General features: G+C 63.8%; 13 protein-coding genes. 3 read left to right on the top strand and 10 right to left on the bottom strand.

Annotated features, from left to right (window positions below; genetic code table 11):
• The first annotated feature begins 146 nt into the window (after positions 1-146).
• Together NKI41_RS09080 and NKI41_RS09075 are read left to right on the top strand one after the other, a co-directional pair.
• Positions 147-1,322, top strand: coding sequence for an HlyD family secretion protein (locus NKI41_RS09080; RefSeq protein ID WP_352682580.1), 1,176 nt, complete (start codon positions 147-149; stop codon positions 1,320-1,322).
• Positions 1,319-2,932 carry a DHA2 family efflux MFS transporter permease subunit gene (locus NKI41_RS09075; protein ID WP_352539321.1) on the top strand — a complete coding sequence of 538 codons (1,614 nt, stop codon included), beginning with the start codon at positions 1,319-1,321 and terminating at the stop codon, positions 2,930-2,932. Before NKI41_RS09080 ends, NKI41_RS09075 begins: the two co-directional genes overlap by 4 nt.
• A gap of 320 nt (positions 2,933-3,252) precedes the next feature.
• On the opposite strand, the gene NKI41_RS09070 is transcribed toward NKI41_RS09075, so the two are convergent.
• Both NKI41_RS09070 and NKI41_RS09065 read right to left on the bottom strand, forming a co-directional pair.
• On the bottom strand, positions 3,253-4,005 hold the full coding sequence (locus NKI41_RS09070) for a metallophosphoesterase family protein (RefSeq protein WP_352469581.1): 753 nt from the start codon (positions 4,003-4,005) through the stop codon (positions 3,253-3,255).
• Positions 3,998-4,810 (bottom strand): nucleotidyltransferase family protein, encoded by an 813-nt coding sequence (locus NKI41_RS09065; RefSeq protein WP_352539322.1) that lies wholly within the window; start codon positions 4,808-4,810, stop codon positions 3,998-4,000. Before NKI41_RS09065 ends, NKI41_RS09070 begins: the two co-directional genes overlap by 8 nt.
• Positions 4,811-5,531: 721 nt before the next feature.
• Between NKI41_RS09065 and NKI41_RS09060 the strand changes: the two genes are divergently transcribed.
• Positions 5,532-6,395 (top strand): hypothetical protein, encoded by an 864-nt coding sequence (locus NKI41_RS09060; RefSeq protein ID WP_352682578.1) that lies wholly within the window; start codon positions 5,532-5,534, stop codon positions 6,393-6,395.
• A 59-nt stretch (positions 6,396-6,454) separates the two neighbouring features.
• Here the strand turns inward: NKI41_RS09060 and amaB are convergent, their stop codons facing one another.
• From amaB to NKI41_RS09020, 8 genes are all read right to left on the bottom strand, one after another.
• Positions 6,455-7,969 carry an L-piperidine-6-carboxylate dehydrogenase gene (gene amaB / locus NKI41_RS09055; RefSeq protein WP_352682656.1) on the bottom strand — a complete coding sequence of 505 codons (1,515 nt, stop codon included), beginning with the start codon at positions 7,967-7,969 and terminating at the stop codon, positions 6,455-6,457.
• Between the two features lie 183 nt (positions 7,970-8,152).
• Complete coding sequence (locus NKI41_RS09050; protein ID WP_352448164.1) at positions 8,153-9,427, bottom strand: RNA polymerase sigma factor; 1,275 nt, start codon at positions 9,425-9,427, stop codon at positions 8,153-8,155.
• Positions 9,424-9,798, bottom strand: coding sequence for a YciI family protein (locus NKI41_RS09045; protein WP_254817007.1), 375 nt, complete (start codon positions 9,796-9,798; stop codon positions 9,424-9,426). Before NKI41_RS09045 ends, NKI41_RS09050 begins: the two co-directional genes overlap by 4 nt.
• Positions 9,799-9,884: 86 nt before the next feature.
• On the bottom strand, positions 9,885-11,003 hold the full coding sequence (locus tag NKI41_RS09040; protein WP_352682576.1) for a DNA topoisomerase IB: 1,119 nt from the start codon (positions 11,001-11,003) through the stop codon (positions 9,885-9,887).
• 118 nt (positions 11,004-11,121) lie between these two features.
• Positions 11,122-12,006 carry a transglutaminase family protein gene (locus tag NKI41_RS09035; protein ID WP_352448166.1) on the bottom strand — a complete coding sequence of 295 codons (885 nt, stop codon included), beginning with the start codon at positions 12,004-12,006 and terminating at the stop codon, positions 11,122-11,124.
• Between the two features lie 7 nt (positions 12,007-12,013).
• Positions 12,014-14,425 carry a circularly permuted type 2 ATP-grasp protein gene (locus NKI41_RS09030; RefSeq protein WP_352682574.1) on the bottom strand — a complete coding sequence of 804 codons (2,412 nt, stop codon included), beginning with the start codon at positions 14,423-14,425 and terminating at the stop codon, positions 12,014-12,016.
• 6 nt (positions 14,426-14,431) lie between these two features.
• Positions 14,432-17,794: a transglutaminase family protein gene (locus tag NKI41_RS09025; RefSeq protein ID WP_352682572.1), complete on the bottom strand. Its 3,363-nt coding sequence runs from the start codon at positions 17,792-17,794 to the stop codon at positions 14,432-14,434.
• 443 nt (positions 17,795-18,237) lie between these two features.
• Entirely contained in the window at positions 18,238-19,443 is a 1,206-nt protein-coding gene (locus NKI41_RS09020) for an acyl-CoA dehydrogenase (protein ID WP_352682571.1), read from the bottom strand.
• Between the last annotated feature and the right edge of the window lie 91 nt (positions 19,444-19,534).

The following is a 19,534-nucleotide window of genomic DNA, read 5'->3' as shown; positions in this document are numbered from 1 at the left end:
GCGCTCGAATTCCGACGCGCCCCCGCCTGTGTTCGATGTCGACCCGTTAACCGAACCCGTTTCCGGACAGGAACTTTTGCGGAAGCTTGCCGTTTGGCTTTGCGTCCGCTTCGGCGGCTGCAATATCAATCTTGAAAGCAATTCCGTTGGACACGAAGCCTCAACGCGTCGAGCAAGACGTCGAGCCTGTAAATGAAACCCGGGAGCAACCGGCCCCGGTTCGAGAATCTCGTGAGCGATCGGCAGAGCCCCGGCAGGAAAAACCCGACGAGAATGCCTCGCAACGAAAGGCCGGTCTGCTCGGCTTTCTCAGGCGCCATCCCTATGCGGCCGCAGCCATCGCGCTTGCGCTGTTGCTCGTCGTGGCAGGCATCGCGATCTGGTGGCTGAACGCTCGCCAGTACGAATCGACCGACGACGCCTTCATAGATGCGCGCATAGTGACGATCGGTGCGCAAATAGCCGGCCGCATTACCGAGCTGGCGGTTACCGACAATCAGCACGTACAGGCGGGCGATGTCCTCCTGCGTATCGACGACAGCGACTATCAGGCAAACCTGAAGCAGGCCGACGCCGGCGTCGCCGCGGCCGAGGCCGAAATCGTCAATGTCGCCGCCCAGATCGAGGCTCAAAAAGCAAAGGTAAACGCTGCCCAGAGGCAGGTTGCACAGGCCAAGGCAGCGCTGGATTTCGCCAAGGCCGAGGATCAACGCAATCGCGAACTCCTGGCCAGGGGCACGGCAACGCAGCAGCAGGCGCAGCAGGCGGCATCGACGTTGCGTCAGGACCAGGCTGCGCTGGACAGCGCCGAGGCCAATGTCGCCTCGGCAAAAAGCCAGGTTTCGGTCTTGCAGGCACAGGCCAGGAGTGCCGAGGCGCAGCTCGAGCAGGCCAAGGCCAGCCAGGAGCAAGCCCGCACGACGCTGTCACGCACGACTATCACAGCACCCGCAGCCGGGCGGGCAACGAGCATTTCTGCGGCTAACGGCACCTACGCCCAACCTGGCCAGGTATTGATGATGTTCGTTCCCGACGAGGTCTGGGTGAAGGCCAATTTCAAGGAGACGCAGCTCGATCTGATGCGGCAGGGACAGCCGGTCGACATCGATATCGACGCCTACCCGGACAAGTCCTTCCATGGTCGCGTCGACAGTATTCAGGCCGGCAGCGGCACCGCCTTCAGCCTCCTGCCGGCCGAAAATGCCACCGGCAATTACGTCAAGGTGGTGCAGCGCGTGCCGGTCAAGATCGTCTTCGACAAGCCGCCGGATGTGCTTCTCGGGCCAGGCCTGTCGGTGGTGCCGACGGTCAAGGTGCGATGAGCGGCGAAACCGCCAGAAATCAGGGTGAAAGCCGATCCGCCGCCGGGACGCACAATCCCTGGCTTATCGCCGTCGTCGTCTCCATCGCCACTTTCATGCTGGTGCTCGACACCTCGATCGCCAATGTCGCCCTGCGCAACATCGCCGGCAGCCTGGCGGCCGGAATGGACGAAAGCACCTGGGTGATTACCACCTATCTCGTTGCCAACTCGGTGATCATCCCGGTCAGCGGCTGGCTGGCAAGCGTCATCGGCCGCAAGCGCTACTACATGCTCTGCGTTGCGACCTTTACCGTCGCGTCGCTGCTGTGCGGACTGGCGCCCAACCTGGAACTGCTCATCCTGTTCAGGGTCCTTCAGGGACTCGGCGGCGGCGGCATGGCGCCAAGCGAGCAATCGATCCTTGCCGATACCTTTCCGCCAGAAAAGCGCTCGCAGGCCTTCGCGCTTTACGGCATTGCCGTCATCGTGGCACCGACGGTCGGGCCGACGATCGGCGGCTGGCTGACCGACCATTTCTCCTGGCACTGGATCTTCTTCATCAACGTGCCGTTCGGCATCCTGTCGCTGGCCCTGGTGCAATGGCTGTTGGTCGAACCGGACGTACTCGAACGCGAACGCAAGGAACGGCTGAAAGGCGGCCTGAAGATCGACGGGATCGGGTTCGTCCTGGTAGCGACGGCATTGGGGTGCCTGGAGATTTTTCTCGACCGGGGCCAGCGCTACGATTGGTTCGCCTCGGATTTCATCACCACTTTCGCAGTGATTTCCGCGATCGCGTTCCTGCTGCTTATCCCATGGGAACTCAGTCGCAGCGATCCGGTCGTCGACATGCGCCTATTATTCACGCGCCAGTTCGGCACGGCGTTCCTGGTCATGATGGCGGTCGGTGCTATCCTGTTCAGCACCACCCAGATCGTGCCTCAGCTGCAGCAGACGACATTTGCCTACACCGCGACGCTCTCGGGCCTTTCGATGATGCCGGGCGGCATCGCCATGTTGATCTTGATGCCGGTGTCCGGATTTGTAGGCAGCATCGTGCAGCCCAAATATCTGATCATGATGGGCATGTCGGTGGTCGCAGTGGCCCTTTGGCATATGACCTCGCTTACTCCGGACGCCAGCTTCCGCTTCTTTGCCTTTGCCCGTGTTTTCCTGATGGTCGGGCTGCCGTTCCTGTTCATTCCCATCTCGACCGCGGCCTATGTCGGCCTGCCCCCGCAGAAGACCAACCAGGCATCTGCGCTGATCAACGTTGCACGCAATATCGGCGGCAGCATCGGCGTCTCGCTGTCCAACACCGTCATTGCGCAAAGCTCCCAGATCCATCAATCGAATCTGGTCGGCCACACCGTGCAGTCGTCGCCCGCCTATCAGCAGGCGCTTCGGCAGGCGACCGAGCATTTCGTCGCCCAGGGTTCGCCAATGGTCGAGGCGAAGCAGCAGGCGATCGCCTGGCTTGGTCAGTTGATCGCTCGCCAGGCCACGCTGCTCGCCTATGTCGATGTCTTCCGCTACTGCGCGGTGGCAACCGCCCTGCTCGTTCCGCTGGCGCTGCTGCTGCGGTCAAGCAAGTCAGGCGGCAGCCAGCCGAATCCGGAGATGGGCTGACCCGCAGGCGCGACGGTGTAGTTCCAAAAACGGGCAAGCCGGGAACCAGCCGACCCGTTGCGTTGTTCTGCGCCAAGAGGAGATGATTACGATGGCCACTATTCCCACACCCGAGCCAACACCGACCCCGGTGCCACCGCCTCCCATCCCCGATCCCAAGCCCGTGCGTGAGCCGGACCCCGACAGGCTCCCCGACGAGGATCCCGTTCCCAACCCGGATGAAAACGACATTCCACCGAAGCGGATGGCTGTTAACCGGCAATTGCCATGATCGTTCTGCAGCGTGCACGGGCGATTGCTTGCGCCAGTGGCGCTGCCTGTCAGATTTCGAGCATGGCGTAGGGGCGGCCAGTCGGCTTGGCGACATGCATGGCAACGTTATAGACCGACGCCCCGCCCGGCGTACGGCCCTCGTAGGCGCCGCGATGCGCATGACCATGCACCACCGCACTGACCTGGAACCGGTCTATTGTTTCGGCCAGGCGTGACGAACCGAGAAACGGGAAGATCTCCAGCGGCTCGCCTTCGACCGTCTCGACGACAGGCGCGTAGTGAAGAACGACAAGCGTGCGTTTGGCGCGGACCTGCCGCATCGCGTTTTCAAGCCGCATCGCTTCGTTCACGCTTTCCGCCACCATCGACTTGATGGCCGGTTCGCCGAAGGAGCCGAGCATGCGCGATCCAAAACCGCCAACGAAACCCTTGACCCCGACGAACCCGACCTCGTGAATCTCTGTCGCCTCGCCATCGAGCAGATGAACGCCCGCCTGGCGCAGAATGTCGGTGACCTGCTCGACGGCGCCTGACTCATAGTCGTGGTTGCCAAGTACGGCGACGACCGGGATCGTGCAGGCACGCAGTTCCTCGGCAAGGATTTCGGCCTCCCGAGGCTTGCCGAGATTGGTAAGGTCGCCGGTCAGCACGAGAACCTGGGCTTCGCGCGACATCTCGCCGAAAAGATCGCGGTACGACGCCTGGTCCTCCTTGCCGACATGCAGATCGCCGATGGCGGCGATCTTGAGTGTGCCGCCGTTTTCCGCCTTTGCCGAAGCAGGTTTGAGTTCGTCAGCCATCGCTATATTCTCCTTCACCGCCGACGTCGGCAAAGCCCCATTCCTTGACGTCGATCTCATAGTCGGTTCGTGAAAGCATGCGCCCGCGGCAGATCCGCATCCGGGAGGGCGGCAGTTCGCGCTGTTTGGCCAGCCGGTCGAGCAATTCGTCGAGCAGCCACGCCGGCACACGGTCTCGCTCCGTCGGATAGATCCATCGGAAGTTCAAGAGATGCATCAGCAAGACTTCCCAATGGACTTCCATGTAGGAAAGCAGCCTTTGCCAATCGATCTGGTCGTGCGCCTTGAGGATGGTGTGCGCGACGTCGGCGCCATCGTGGCGGCGGCGGTCCTGGATGAAACTTTTGGACCAGATAAGCTCGGTTGGGCCGATGATCCGCACCTGGCTGCCCAGCAATTCGCCCTGGCGGGCGTGCTCCAGCCACAGGTCGTCGACGGGCATTGTGCCGTTCATCGAGGCGAAAATGACGTCGAAAAAATGCGTGCCCTTGAACACTTTGCCGAGCCACCGGTCGTCCTCGACCACGACGGCGTAACCGATCCGCTTGAAATGGGCGAGGATGCGCGGGCAGTCGCCGGCCTTGCAGAAAATATCGAGATCCTTGGTCAGGCGGGTGATCCCGGTATAGGCGCTTACGGCATAGGTGCCGGCGACGAGAAAGGGGATGCCGGTCGTGACAAGCTCGCGGATCGCCTCGATATAAAAGACCTCCGCTTCGGCATTGCGAGGCGTCGGGGCGGCTTTTGGATCGACCGACGGAACGGATGCCGGGATGGCGCTTTCCGGTGGGGGATTAATGATCATGGCTATGGCTCCTGGCCCGGCAGACCAGCAGCCGCCTGTATCTAATAGCCAAGCACGCCCGATGGTTCCCGCCGTTACGCGGCACTGCCGCTCTCGCCTGCTGCATCAGGCGGACACGCCGCCGTGGCAGGCCTTCGAAGCGGTCATGGTTGTCGGCTGCGGCGCGGCCCTAAAAGGATATGTGAGCGGTCATTTTTGGCGTCAAGATCGCAGCGCGGTCAGCCTCAAGCGCGTCGAGGCGGAGTAGGCCCGCTATCATCCTCAGGTCCGGAAAGGATTGGCTTCAACATGGTTCCGGAGCTGTCGGAGGCGCTGCGCACCCGGCGCAACAGCCATTTGAGCGCCCGTAGCCAAACCGACTCTGTTTTCCGGAACGCTGCAGGCGGCGTGGCGAAAAGGCCATTCTCCATTTTGTAGTTCCTCACAGTCTCAGTCCAAATCAGCGTTCTTCAACGAGCAAAGCTTGTGTTGGTTCCGGCGTCGCCATCGGCGGGAGCACGGGCTGGACGGGGCGAGGCCATCATTGGCGGGTTCGAGCAGGCTAGCCTTCTGCAGCGAGATCAGCGCCTCGCGAGATCAGCTTCGGCGATCAAGTGGCGGAATTCAGCTACCAGCCGGCGGGATTCGGCTCGTATCCTGATGCGCCGGCTCTGGACACGACCCGCGAAGGCTGAAATTGTGATCGCATTTCCAGTTGCAAATTTGGTTGGGCTCGGCGGGGATGGCGCTGGTTTCTGAAGACATTGCCCGCCATCCGGCGCTGCGTCGCCATGTCCAGGCTCAGTCGCGGACGCTTCTCCAGACCTATGAAGCGAACCCGCGGCTGGCCTCCGTATTCGCCACCCAACAACGTTGGCTGATGGCCCATATCGGCCTTGCCTTGTATTTCAATCGAGAGCCGGACGATCATCGCAAGGGACTTACGTCCGCACGGTTCATGGACGACATCTGCCGGCATTCGGTGGCCAGCCGCAACACCGCCGACGCCTTCCTGAAGGAGATGCTGCATTACGGCTTCATCCGGCATCTGCCGATCAAATATGGGCGCATCCGCCCCTTTGAGCCGACCGCGGGCACTCTGGAGACGGTTGCCGGCTGGGTCATGGCTCATCTCAGAACGCTGGACAGCCTGGACAGCGGATTTCGACTGGCTGCATTCGTCGCACAACCGGACATGCTCGCCAAACTGCAGCCGCTGGTGGCCGACGGCCTGCTTTCGTCGCATGCCGTGCGCGAGCCGAGACAGACCTTTTCCTTGTTCACCTGGCTCGACAATGGCGGCATCGTCATGGATTGGCTGATGTCCGGCGTCGACCCCGATCATGCCGACCTGGACCGAATCCCGACCGGTGTCGTCTCAATCGGAGATTTCGCGAACTGGCTCAAGCTTTCCCGGACCCACCTGTCACGCAAATTGGGCGATGCCGAAGAACTCGGCAGCGTCGGCTGGTTGGGCCAGCGCGGTCACTCGGTCATGTGGGTGTCGAGCGAGTTCTATCAGGAATACATGACCGCCCAGGCGGTCAAGCTCGCCATCATCGATGCAGCCTTCGATAACTGTGTTGTAACTTCGCAAGCCAGCTGAACCGCGAGCCGACCGCCGTCGTGGCAGCCTTGGCGCCGCCGCGACGGAGGTCCGGCATTTCAATCGATGTCGAACGACACGCCCTGCGCAAGCGGCAGCGCCTTGGAATAATTCACCGTATTGGTGGCGCGCCGCATATAGGCCTTCCAGGCATCGGAGCCGCTCTCGCGGCCGCCGCCGGTTTCCTTCTCGCCACCGAAGGCACCGCCGATCTCGGCCCCTGACGTGCCTATATTGACGTTGGCGATACCGCAGTCCGATCCGTCGACGCTAAGAAAGCGCTCGGATTCCTGCAGGTCGCGGGTAAAGATCGAGGATGACAGCCCCGCTCCCACCGCATTGTGTTCTTCTAGCGCGGTGTCGAAGTCCGAATATTTCATCACATAGAGGATGGGCGCGAAGGTTTCCTCTGTCACCGGCGAAACCTGCCGCGGCATTTCGACCAGCGCCGGACGCACATAGTAGGCGTCGGGGTGACCGTTCTCGACCCGCATTCCGCCGGTTATCTTACCGCCATGCGAAGCCGCCTCCTCCAGCGCCTTCTGCATATTCTCGTAGGCAGCCTTGTCGATCAGCGGGCCAACCAGAGCGCTTGTCTCCAGCGGATTGCCGACCGAGACGCTCTCATAAGCCTTCTTCAGGCGCGGAACGAGCTGGTCATAGACGCTCTCATGCACGAACAGGCGCCTGAGCGTCGTGCAGCGCTGGCCGGCCGTGCCCATGGCGCCGAAGGCGATAGCGCGGAGCGCCATGTCCAGATCGGCCGTCGAGCAGACGATGCCGGCATTGTTGCCGCCGAGCTCCAGCACGGCACGGGCAAAGCGCTTCGCCAGCCGTGGGCCGACATCCCTGCCCATGCGCGTCGAGCCGGTGGCCGAGACCAGCGGCACCCTGGGATGATCGACCAGGATCTCGCCGACGGCGCGATCGCCGATCAGCACGGGCGCCAGTCCCTGCGGCGCGTCAGCACCGAAACGCTTTACCGCGCGTGCAAAAATCGCCTCACAGGCGAGCGCCGTCAGCGGTGTCTTCTCCGACGGCTTCCACACCACCGCGTCGCCGCAGACCAGCGCAAGTGCTGCGTTCCACGACCACACCGCGACCGGAAAGTTGAAGGCCGAGATGACGCCGACGACGCCGAGCGGATGCCAGGTCTCCATCATGCGATGGCCGGGACGCTCGGTGGCGATGGTCAGGCCGTACAATTGCCGGGAAAGACCGACGGCGAAATCGCAGATGTCGATCATCTCCTGCACTTCGCCAAGACCTTCGGATGGGATCTTGCCGACTTCGATCGATACCAACCGGCCAAGCTCGGCCTTGTGTGTGCGCAATTCCTCGCCGAGCAGCCGCACCAGTTCGCCACGCTTGGGAGCTGGCACCTGCCGCCACGCCAGGAAAGCTCTGTGGGCATTGTCGATGGTCGTTGCCGCATCGGCCGGCGAGATGGTCTTCAGCGCGGCGATCTGCTCGCCGGTCACCGGGCTGCGCACGATAAGATCGCCGCCCGTAAGCGCGCGCTCGGCAACGCCCAGTTTCGCCAGAAGCCCGGCCGTTTCCTTCGCAATCGTCATTTTCATCCCTTTCAGATCCCGTCGCTCATATGGCGTCGGTCCGAGCCTTGCGCCATACCCACTCCCTGCCGGTCGGCACACCAGGCGCTGTCATGGCGTGGCATTACGCGTTTCAGGGAGAAATCGCCACCCCGGCATGGTCCAAGCCGGCGTCCGACTGTTGAACCAGCCAGATAGAGCGAATCAGTGTGCCGTCTTGGCGGTTTCCCGCACGGCGCTTTCTTTCATCAGCCGGTCGATATGCATGCGGATATGCGCTGCCTCGGCGGCCGTATTGGCAAGCGCGATGGCGCGGTCGAAAGCGACGCGCGCCTCCTCGCCGCGGCCAAGCTGCATCAGCAGTCCGCCCTTGAGGCCGAAGAAATGGAAATAGCCGGAAAGCCTTCCCTCCAGCGGCTCGATCATGGCGAGTGCGGCTTCCGGTCCACGCACCTTGGAGACCGCGACGGCGCGGTTGAGCGTCACCACCGGCGACGGCTGCATCTGCTCGAGCAGGCCGTAGAGCAGGTCGATCTCGTTCCAGTCCGTGTCCTCGGGCTTTTCCGCCCGCGCATGCAGTGCGGCGATCGCCGCCTGCACCTGGTAGGGACCCGGCTTGCGATGGCGCAACGCCTTATCGACCAGCGCCAGGCCTTCATCGATCATCTTGCGGCTCCACAGGCTGCGGTCCTGGTCTTCGAGCAGCACGATCTCGCCGTTCTCGTCGAAGCGAGCCGGCGAGCGTGCATGCTGCAGCAGCAACAGCGCCGTCAGCCCCATGATCTCCGGCTCGGTCTGGAACAGCCTGAGCAGCAGCCGGGCCAGCCGGATCGCCTCTTCGCAAAGCGGCGCACGCGCCGAAGCCTCGCCGCTGTTGCTGGAATAGCCTTCGTTGAAGATCAGGTAGACCATGGCGGCGACGGCGGCGAGCCGTTCGGAGCGCTCGACCGCTCCCGGCGTCTCGAACGGCACCCCGGCGTCGGCGATACGCGCCTTGGCGCGCGTGATACGCTGCTCCATTGCGCTTTCACCGACGAGGAAGGCGCGGGCGATCTGCTTGACCGTCAGGCCGGAGACGATGCGCAACGCCACCGCGATCTGCTGTGTGGCCGGCAGGTCGGGATGGCAGCAGATGAACAGCAGCCGCAAAATATCGTCGCGGTAATGCGCCCCGTCCAGCCGCTCGGCGACGTCGCTCTCGGCATCCTCCAGATCGGAGATCTGGTCCTCCTCCGGCAGGGGCGCCTGCTTGGCGCGCTTGCGCACCGCATCGATGCCGCTGTTGCGGCCGACGAAGATCAGCCAGGCTGCCGGATCGCGCGGAGGACCGTTTTTCGGCCAGTTGTTCAGTGCCCTCAGGCAGGCGTCCTGGAATGCTTCCTCCGCCGCGTCGAGGTCGCGGAAGTAGCGCAGCAATGCCCCCATCGCCTGCGGGCGAGCGGTGCTGATTGCCGTGCTGATCCAGGCGAGTTCGGTCATGCGGAAACCTTGGCGGGATTGAACAGCGAGACCGGCCGGATTTCGTAGGAGCCGCCGCTCGGGTTGACCTCGGAAAGCTCGCGCGCGAAGTCGACGGCCTCATCGAGGTCGGCGCATTCGAGCGTGTAAAAGCCGAGGAACTGTTCCTTGGTTTCGGCAAACGGGCCGTCGATGACGATCGATTCGCCCTTGACCTTCCTCAGCGTCGTCGCCGCGGTCGTCGGCAAGAGCCGCGCCACCGGGCCAAGCCGGCCCGCCTGGGCATATTTTTCCTGCACACCCAGAAGTTTTTCCATGACGGCGTCGTCCTGCTCCTTGCTCCAGGAGCAGACGACGTCTTCGGAGGCATAGCAGAGGATCGCGTAGAGCATGGGTCGTCCTTTTCTCTGTCAAAGGACGAAACACTAGGGCCGATGCCGACATGGCGTCGACAAAAAAATACGCTCCGGTCCCGGCGTCATTCCCTCGCCTTCAGCCATCTCAAGACCAAGGCCTCCTCGTCGTCGAGCCCGGCGATCGAGCGCTTGCCTTGGTTGGCATCCGCCATTTCGTCCAGCAGCCGTCCTTCGGGCCAGGCGCGGAACACTTCCGGATGGATGTAGCATTGGCGACAAACCGCGCGCGTATTGCCGAGCCGCTCGGCAACCTTGTCGATGATATTGTTCATCACCCGCTTTTGCTGCGCCTGGCTTTCCGGACGTTCGGTTTGCGCAAACAGCGACGCCGCATGGATGGTGCCACCCCAGGTTCTGAAGTGCTTGGAGCTGAACTCCGCTCCGGCGTTTTCCCTGATATAGCGGTTGACGTCGTCTGAGCGCACCGGACGCCTGTTTCCGTCCTCGTCGAGATACTGGAACAACTTCTGCCCCGGCAGGTCCTGCGCTCCACGCACGACCTTGGCAATCCGGCGATCGACAAGCTTCAATCTCCATTCCTTGCCGGATTTACCGATGAAGGCAAAACGCAGGCTCGAGCCCTTGATGTCGACATGGCGGTCGCGCAGCGTGGTCAGCCCAAAACTCTTGTTGTCGCGGGCATAGGCGGCATTGCCGACACGGATCATCGTGTTGTCGAGCAGCCAGACGATAGCCGCAACGACGCGTTCCAGCGGCAGGCCGTGACGGCGCAAATCGACGTCGATCTGCCGCCGCAGTTCGGGCAGGCTTTCGGCGAAGGCGATCAGGCTCGAATATTTGACGCCGTCACGCTCCTCCGCCCAGTGCGGGTGATAGCGGTATTGTTTGCGGCCGCGCTGGTCCCGACCGGTCGCCTGGATGTGACCGTCGGCATCCGGCGAGATCCACACATCGGTCCAGGCCGGTGGAATGGCGAGCGCCTTGATGCGTGCCAGCGCCTCCCCGTCGACAGTCCGCCCGTCGGGTCCTTTGTACGAGAACCCCTTGCCCGAACGCAGCCGGCGAATACCGGGTTCAGTGTCGGTGACATAGTTGAGCGAGGCCCGAACGGCCGAGGCTTGCGCGCCGTTCTCCAGCGCTCCGTTGTGCGGCACCGCGTTTTTTGGTGCAGCTTTCCTCACAGCCGATTGGCCAGACGACGACCCGGATTTGTCCAGCATGTCCTCTCCACGGAATTTCCGTAGATAAGCCGCTTGCCGGCTGCGGGTTCCAACGCCTCTTGATCTCTTGGTCCCGGAACAGCCTATCGACGTCGCCGTGCGTCGAAGACGTGCGTCGTCACGCCTTCTCGAGCACGACCGGAATGACGTCGACCGCCTGCTCGCCGACCTGTCCACCAGTGGTTTTCAGCACGCCGACGATCGGCGCCACATCGGAGTAATCGCGGCCATAGCCGACCGTGATATGGTCGTTGCTAGCCCGCATGCCATTGGTCGGATCGAATTCCTGCCAGCCGGCATCGCGCCCGCACCACACCTTGACCCAGGCGTGCATGGCGTCGGCGCCTTCGAGCCGCGGCTTCCCGCGCGGCGGGATGGTGCGCAGGAACCCGCTGACATAGCCCGCGGGAATACCGAGGCCGCGCAGGCCGGCGATCATGATGTGGGAAAAATCCTGGCAGACGCCGCGCTTCAGGCCAAAGGCGTCGCTGGCCCGCGTCTGCACGGTGGTCGCCTCGCCGTCATAGGTGAAATCGCGGTGAATGCGGTTGCACAGAGCCATGGCCGTGCCGACTGTCGAACTGCCGGCACTGCCTTTCGCATAGGCAGTGATTGCCGCGTCGATGCCGGCATGATCGCTGGCGGCCAGAAAGTGATGCGGCGAAGCCGGCGCCAGCGAGTGCACTGCGCCGAGTTCTTCCCTCAGCCGGCGTATGTCCGGCGATACGTCGAGTCCGGGTTCGGGCCGCGACACTGAAACACGCGCGCTCATCCTGATGTCGAGCGCATCATGCGCGTCACGAAAGGCGATCGAGGTGACACTGTTGCCGAAAAAGTCGGAAAAGTCGGAACGTTCGCTGGGCGCCGGCACAAAAGACAGTGAAGCGGCGATGACGCGCTGCACGCCAGGGATGGTCGGCGGCAGCACGCGCACCTGATGGCGGCCACCGCCGGCCGCCGCATCATAGTCGTAACGCAGGTGAAGCCTGATGTCGTAGAGCATGCTGTCTCTACCCGAAATAGGCTTTGGCGAGGCTGTTGTAGAGCCCGCCGATTTCATTGGCGAGATCGCCGAGGGCCTTGGCCGTCATGTCCGAGGGCTCCTTGATGGCGATCGACGTGTTGAGCTGCAGGATTTCCTTGGCCGCCGGCGACATATGGCCTTCAGCGCCGACAGCGGGCAGCAGCGCGATTTCGGCTTTCAGCCGTTCGAGCTGGAAAAGGATTGAGCGCGGGTTGAGCGGATCGAGCGCCAGAAGGTCGACCACGGTGCGCCGCCCCGCCTGCACCGGATATTGCCGACGGTGGGTCATGACGCTGTCGCCGATCTCCAGCATCATGTCGAGCGCACCTTCCGGCGCCTGGGCTCCGGTCAGCCGGGCGAGCGTGCGGGCGATCTGGATGCCGCGTTCGAGCCTGCGGCCGATTTCCAGGAAACGCCAGCCGGCAAAGCGGTACATGTTCTCGTGCAGCAGGCCGGAAAACCCGGCCAGCTTGCGCAGGATGACCGTCATTGCCCTTGTCGCGTCGTCACCCGGCGCCACTGTCGCGGCAAATTGATGGATGGTCTTCGACAGATCCTTCAATGCCAGCCAGCCATCGGGCGAGAAGCGGTCGCGGATCTGCCCGGCGCTGTAAACGGCGCTGTCCAGCATGCCGATGAGCCCCAATGGGATTGCCGTCTCGACGTCGATGCCGAACGGCGCGAGATAGTCGCTGATATCGGCGAGCAGCGGCATCTCGGGATCGGATGTCTCGGCCAGCCGCACATGGTAGGCGCGCAGGATGCGCACCGTGTCTTCCGACCGCTCGATATAGCGGCCGAGCCATGTCAGGTTCTCAGCCGCGCGGCTGGGCAGGCTGCCCGGCAAGGTTCGGGTGAAGCTGTCGTGCTCCTGCGGCAGCAGCGTCTCGCGCTCGACCGGCCTGTCGCTGACCACCCAGACATCCGCCGCCTGGCCGCCGCGCTGCATGGCAATGGCCGTCGGGTCGAGCGAAAAGCCGACACGGGCAAAACCGCCCGGCATCACCGTCCAGCCTTCCGGCGTCCGCGCCAGATAGACGCGCAGGCTTGCCGGCCGCGGCTCCAGCCAGCCGCCGACATAGACAGGCGTGGTCGACAGCGTCACCGCTTCCTGGCCGACGAAGTCGCCGCCGTCCCGTTCGATCCTGGCGACGAGCTCGGCCCGTTCCTCGACCGACAGCGCTGACCCGAGCTTGGTCGAGCCGTCGTCCTCGAAGGCAAGCCGCGTCGACAGCGCCGGGCCGATCACCATGCTATCGATGTTGGCGAGCACATGTTCACGCTCCGTCTCCTGCCCGCACCACCATGTCGCGACCGTCGGCAACAGCAGTTCCTCATTGCGCAGGGCGCGCGAAATCTTCGGCAGGAAGGCGAGCAGCGCGCGCGTCTCCATCAGGCCGGAGCCCAGTGCATTGACGGCCGAAACCGCCCCTTGCCGAACCGCTTCGACCAGCCCCGGCGTGCCGATCTGCGAGTCCGGCCGCAATTCAAGCGGATCGGCGAAGGCGGCGTCGAGCCGCCGCCACAAGACGCTCACCGGCATCAGCCCCGAAACCGTGCGCACCATCAGCCTGCCGCCGGAGACGGTCAGGTCCTCGCCCTCGAGCAGCATGATGCCGAGATAGCGGGCGATATAGGCATGTTCGTAATAGGTTTCGTTCAGCGGTCCCGGCGTCAGGATGGCGACACGGCCGCCGGCTTGCCTGGCCATGCCGATCAGCGCGTCGCGGAAGCGACGGAAGAAGCCGGCCAGGCGGTGCACATGCATCTCGCCGTAGATGTCGGACAGCGCCCTCGTGGTGGCGACGCGGTTTTCCAGCGCAAAGCCGGCGCCCGACGGCGCCTGTGTGCGGTCGCCAAGCACCCACCAGCGGCCGTCCGGGCCACGACCGAGCTCGAAGGCGCAGAAATGCAGGAAATGGCCGCTGGCCGGCCTGGTGCCGACGACCGGCCGCAAATATTCCGGGCTGGCCGCGATCAATCCGGCCGGCAGAATGCCTTTCTCGACCAGCCGGTTCGGCCCGTAAATGTCGGCGATGGTCTCCTCGAACAGATCGGCGCGCTGGACCAGGCCGGCGCTGATGTCAGCCCATTCCTGCTCCTCGATCAGCAGCGGCACATGCGCCAGCGGCCATTCGCGCTCGTTGGCGCCGGCCTTGTCGTAGACGCGGTAGTAGACGCCGGCATCGCGCAGGTACTGGTCGGCGCGGGCAAAACGCTGGGCAAGCTTTTCCGGACCCAGGTCCTCCAGCGCCTCGATGAAGTGCCGCCAGGCCGGCCGCGGATTGCCCGACGCATCGACCATCTCGTCGACGACGCCGTCGATCGGCTGATAGTGCTCCAGCAGACTGTGGGTCTGCGGCTTGCTGCGCACCCTTTTGTGATTCCCCTTCGCCATGGCTGATCAGAGTCTTTGCGGCCGCCGAAGGTCAAGGGTCATCGGGAAATCTTCAGAGGCTTCTTCGTTGCGCAGCACATAGCTGGACGGCGTATGGCCACGTGGCTCGAAGCGGGCGAGCCGCCGCGCCTCCGCTTCGTTGCCATTGACCGGGAAGGTGTCATAGCTGCGCCCGCCGGGATGTGCCACATGGTAGACGCAGCCGCCGACCGCGCGGCCCGACCAGCGGTCATAGATGTCGAAGACCAGCGGAGTGTTGACCGGCAGCGCCGGATGCAGGCCCGACGCCGGCTGCCAGGCCTTGAAGCGCACGCCGGCCACCGCGATCTCGCGGTTGTCGGTCACCTTCATCGGCACGACGCGGCCGTTGCAGACGACGGCGTGACGCTCCGGGTTGAGCCCCTCGGTCTTCACCTGCAGCCTTTCGACGGAGGAATCGACAAACCGTACGGTGCCGCCGATCGCGCCTTGCTCGCCCATCACGTGCCACGGCTCGAGCGCCTGCCTGAGCTCCAGCTTGACGCCGGCATGCTGGACCTCGCCGCAGAACGGGAAGCGGAATTCGAGCTGGGCATCGAACCATTCCGGACGGAACGCAAAGCCGTTCAGCTTGAGGTCGTCCAGCACATCGAGAAAGTCAGCCCAGACATAATGCGGCAGCATGAAACGGTCGTGCAGCGAAGTGCCCCAGCGCACGAAGCGGCCGTCGAGCGGGTTCTTCCAGGCCCGGACGATGATGGCGCGCACCAGCAATTGCTGCGCCAGGCTCATGCGCGCGTTGGGCGGCATCTCGAAGCCGCGGAATTCGACCAGCCCGAGCCGGCCGGTCGGCCCGTCCGGCGAAAACAGCTTGTCGATGCAGATTTCCGATCTATGCGTATTGCCGGTCACGTCGGTCAGAAGGTTGCGGAACAGCCGGTCGACCAGCCACGGCAGGGGTGCCGCGCCCTTGTCCGGATGCGGCACCTGCGCCATCGCGATTTCGAGTTCGTAGAGCGTATCGTGGCGCGCCTCATCGAAGCGCGGCGCCTGGCTGGTGGGGCCGATGAACAGGCCGGAGAAAAGGTAGGACAGCGACGGATGCCGCTGCCATTGCAGCACCAGGCTCTTCAACAGGTCGGGGCGGCGCAGGAACGGACTGTCATTGGGCGTTGCGCCGCCGACGACGACATGGTTGCCGCCGCCGGTGCCGGTGTGGCGGCCGTCGATCATGAACTTGTCGGCGCCAAGCCGCGTCTGCCGCGCCTCTTCGTAGATCGCCGTGGTCGTCGCCACGCAATCCTGCCAATTCGCGGCGGGGTGGATGTTGACCTCGATGACGCCGGGATCGGGTGCGACACGGATGACGTTGAGGCGCGGATCGTGCGGCGGGCCGTAGCCCTCGATATGCACAGGCAGTCCGATCGCCTTGGCAGCGTTCTCCGCCGCCGCGACCAGTTCGAGATAGTCCTCCAGCGCCTCGACCGGCGGCATGAACACACAAAGCCGTCCGTCACGCGGCTCGACCGAAAGCGCTGTGCGCACAGCGCCGCCGATCTCGCTGATCTCCTGTTCGACGCGGTCTTGCTGGCCGGTAACGGCCGTGAAGGAGACCGCCTGCTGGCGTCGCGCCATTTCGTCGCCGCCTTCCAGCTCGGCCGGAGAAGCAGAACCGGGCAAGATCGCCTCACGCGCCGGCAATGGTCCGCGCGGCAGCGATGGATCGACCGGGACTATGTAGGGGAACTGCGCCGGCGGCACATAGGGCAGCGTGCCGAGCGGCAGGCGGTAGCCGACCGGCGAATCGCCGGGCACCAGGAACAGCCGGCCGCGCCGCGTCTTCCACTTCTCCGAGCGCCAGCGCGGTCCTGATGCCTGGCTGTTCCAGCGCTGGACAGGCAGCACATAGCCCGACGGCTTGGTCAGCCCGCGTTCGAACACCCGCGCCATGCGGCTGCGCTCCTCAGGGTCCTCCAGCTTCGAATTGGAAGGATCGACGTTGTCAGGCAGCTTGCCTTCCTTGAGCAGCCATTCGGCCGGATCCTCGTAGGCTTCGCTGACCATCGTCTTGTCGATGCCGAGTTCGTCGGCGATCGCCGTCAGCAGGCCTTCGGCCTGCTTCGGTCCGACATCCGCCTCGCTCTTTTCATGCGCGATCAGCGACGGGTCGCTCCACACCGGCTCGCCGTCGGTGCGCCAGTAGAGCGAGAAGGTCCAGCGCGGCAGGCTTTCGCCGGGGTACCACTTGCCTTGCCCGTAATGCAGGAAGCCGCCCGGCGCGAAGCGTTCGCGTAGCCGGCGGATCAGCGCGTCGGCCTTTTCTCGCTTGGTCGGCCCGACGGCGGCGGTGTTCCACTCTGCAGCCTCGAAATCGTCGATCGAGACGAAGGTCGGCTCGCCGCCCATGGTCAGCCGCACATCGCCGGCCTGGAGTGCTGCATCGACCTCGACGCCCAGCGCGTCGAGCGCCTGCCAGCTCTCGTCGGAGAACGGCTTGGTGATGCGCGGATGCTCGGCGATGCGGTCGACCCGCATGTCGAAACCGAACTCGACATTGGCGAAGCTCGCCATGCCGGAAATCGGCGCGGCATTGCGGAAATGCGGCGTTGCCGCGAGCGGCACATGGCTTTCGCCGGTGAGCAGGCCGGAGGTCGGGTCGAAGCCGATCCAGCCGGCGCCCGGCAGATACACCTCGCACCAGGCATGGAGGTCGGTGAAATCGGTCGCCGTGCCGGGCGGCCCGTCAAGAGCGACGAGGTCGGGCTTCAGCTGGATCAGATAGCCGGAGACGAAGCGCGCAGCGATGCCGAGGTTCCTCAGTATCTGCACCAGGAGCCAGCTCGAATCCCGGCACGACCCCTTGCCGGCGGCCAGCGTTTCCTCGGGCGAGAAGACGCCGGTTTCCATGCGCACGATATACGCGATCTCGCGCTGTAGCCGCGCATTGAGGTCGACGACAAAATTGACGGTGTTGGTCGGGTGGCGCGGGATGGTTTTCAGGAATCCCTCCAACAGCGGCCCCGCCGGTTCCGGCGTTCGATAGATGGTCAGATCGTCCCGGATCTCTTCGGGGTATTCGAATGGAAACGTCTCGGCCGACGGTTCGACGAAGAAATCGAACGGATTGTAGACCGTCATGTCGGCAACGAGATCGACCTCGATCTTCAGTTCCGTCACCGGCTCGGGAAAGACGAAGCGGGCCAGGAAATTGCCGTAGGGGTCCTGCTGCAGATTGACGAAGTGATTTGCCGGCCCGACCTTCAGCGAATGGCTGAGCACCTTGGTGCGGGAATGCGGCGCAGGCTGCAACCTTATGACTTGCGGGCCTAATACGACCGGCCGGTCGTATTTGTAATGGGTCAGGTGATAGACGGCTGCCAGAATTGCCATGGTGCCCCTGAAGTCGGCGTTTCAAAAGGAGTTCGCTGAACCCTGACACGAATGCTGACCATTCTCCAAGCAGAGATGTTGCGCTGCACCTAAATCAAGCAGCTTTCATAGCTCACGAAACGGAGCGCCGACCCCGGGATTCCGCAGTGTGGCGGCAAGACGTTGCAACGCTGCAGAGCCGAAGTCCGGCGGGTCAGCACCGGGCGCTTCCCGCCGATATCGATGATCGGCAGCACACGCGATGCTTGGTCGAAAAGAGCGGAAAAGAAAAACCCGCCTCGGCGGGCGGGTCGTTGGAGCCAATTAGCACCATACCCAGATTAGTAGCATAGCTGCCGGCACAAAGCAAGAACAAAATGTGGCATGGTCGACGAAAGTTGCCGATCTCCCGCTTTGCGAGGGGAGATACCAGGCACGGAAATCCTGGAAGCGGAGCCTGAACCCTAAAAGAATGCCTGCAACCCGGTCTGCGCCCGTCCGAGGATCAGCGCATGCACGTCATGCGTGCCCTCATAGGTGTTGACGGTTTCCAGGTTCTGGGCGTGGCGCATGACGTGGTAGCCGATCTGGATGCCATTGCCGCCATGCATGTCGCGGGCCTGGCGGGCGATGTCGAGCGCCTTGCCGCAATTGTTGCGCTTGACGAGCGAGATCATCTCCGGCGCCATCTTGCCTTCATCCATCAGCCGCCCGACGCGCAGGCTGCCCTGCAGGCCGAGCGCGATCTCGGTCTGCATGTCGGCGAGCTTCTTCTGGAAAAGCTGCGTACCGGCCAGCGGCTTGCCGAACTGCTTGCGGTCGAGGCCATACTGGCGGGCGCGGTGCCAGCAATCCTCAGCCGCGCCCATGGCGCCCCAGGAAATTCCGTAGCGTGCCCGGTTGAGGCAGCCAAACGGCCCTTTGAGACCCGAGACATTGGGCAGCAGCGCGTCCTCGCCGACCTCGACGCCTTCCATCACCACTTCGCCGGTGATCGAGGCTCGCAGCGACAGCTTGCCACCGATCTTCGGCGCCGACAGCCCGTTCATGCCCTTTTCCAGGACAAAGCCGCGAATCTCGTTGCCATGCGCGCCCCCACTTTCGTCGGACAACTTTGCCCAGACGACGAACACGTCTGCGATCGGCGCGTTGGAAATCCACATTTTCGAGCCGGAGATCCTGTAGCCGCTCGCGGTCTTCTCGGCCCGCGTCTTCATGCCGCCCGGATCGGAGCCGGCATCCGGCTCGGTCAGGCCGAAGCAGCCGATCCATTCGCCCGACGCCAGCTTCGGCAGGTATTTTTTGCGCTGCTCTTCCGAGCCATAGGCATGGATCGGATACATCACCAGCGACGACTGCACGCTCATCATCGAGCGATAACCCGAGTCGATCCGCTCCACTTCCCGCGCGACCAGCCCGTAGGTGACGTAGTTGGCGCCGAGCCCGCCATATTCCTCGGGGATGGTGATGCCGAGCAGTCCGGCCTCGCCCATCTCGCGAAAGATCCCGGCGTCGGTCTTCTCCTCGAGATAGGCTTCCTCGATCTTCGGAGCGAGCTTGTCGGCGGCAAACGCCGCGGCGCCATCGCGCACCATGCGCTCGTCCTCCGAAAGCTGGTCCTCGATCAGGAAAGGATCATCCCAGACGAATGCGTTCTTGTCGGCGGCCATGGCTCTCGGTCTCCCAAACTCATGCATGTCGCCCAAAGCTTGCCCGCGGGCCTGACCCGAGGGTGTTCCGCAGCTTGGGATAACGACATGC

It is taken from the genome of Mesorhizobium sp. M0601 (genome assembly GCF_040320845.1).
Lineage (GTDB): Bacteria > Pseudomonadota > Alphaproteobacteria > Rhizobiales > Rhizobiaceae > Mesorhizobium.
The sequence above is the reverse complement of the archived record's forward strand: the minus strand, read 5'-3'. Positions and strand labels throughout refer to the sequence as shown.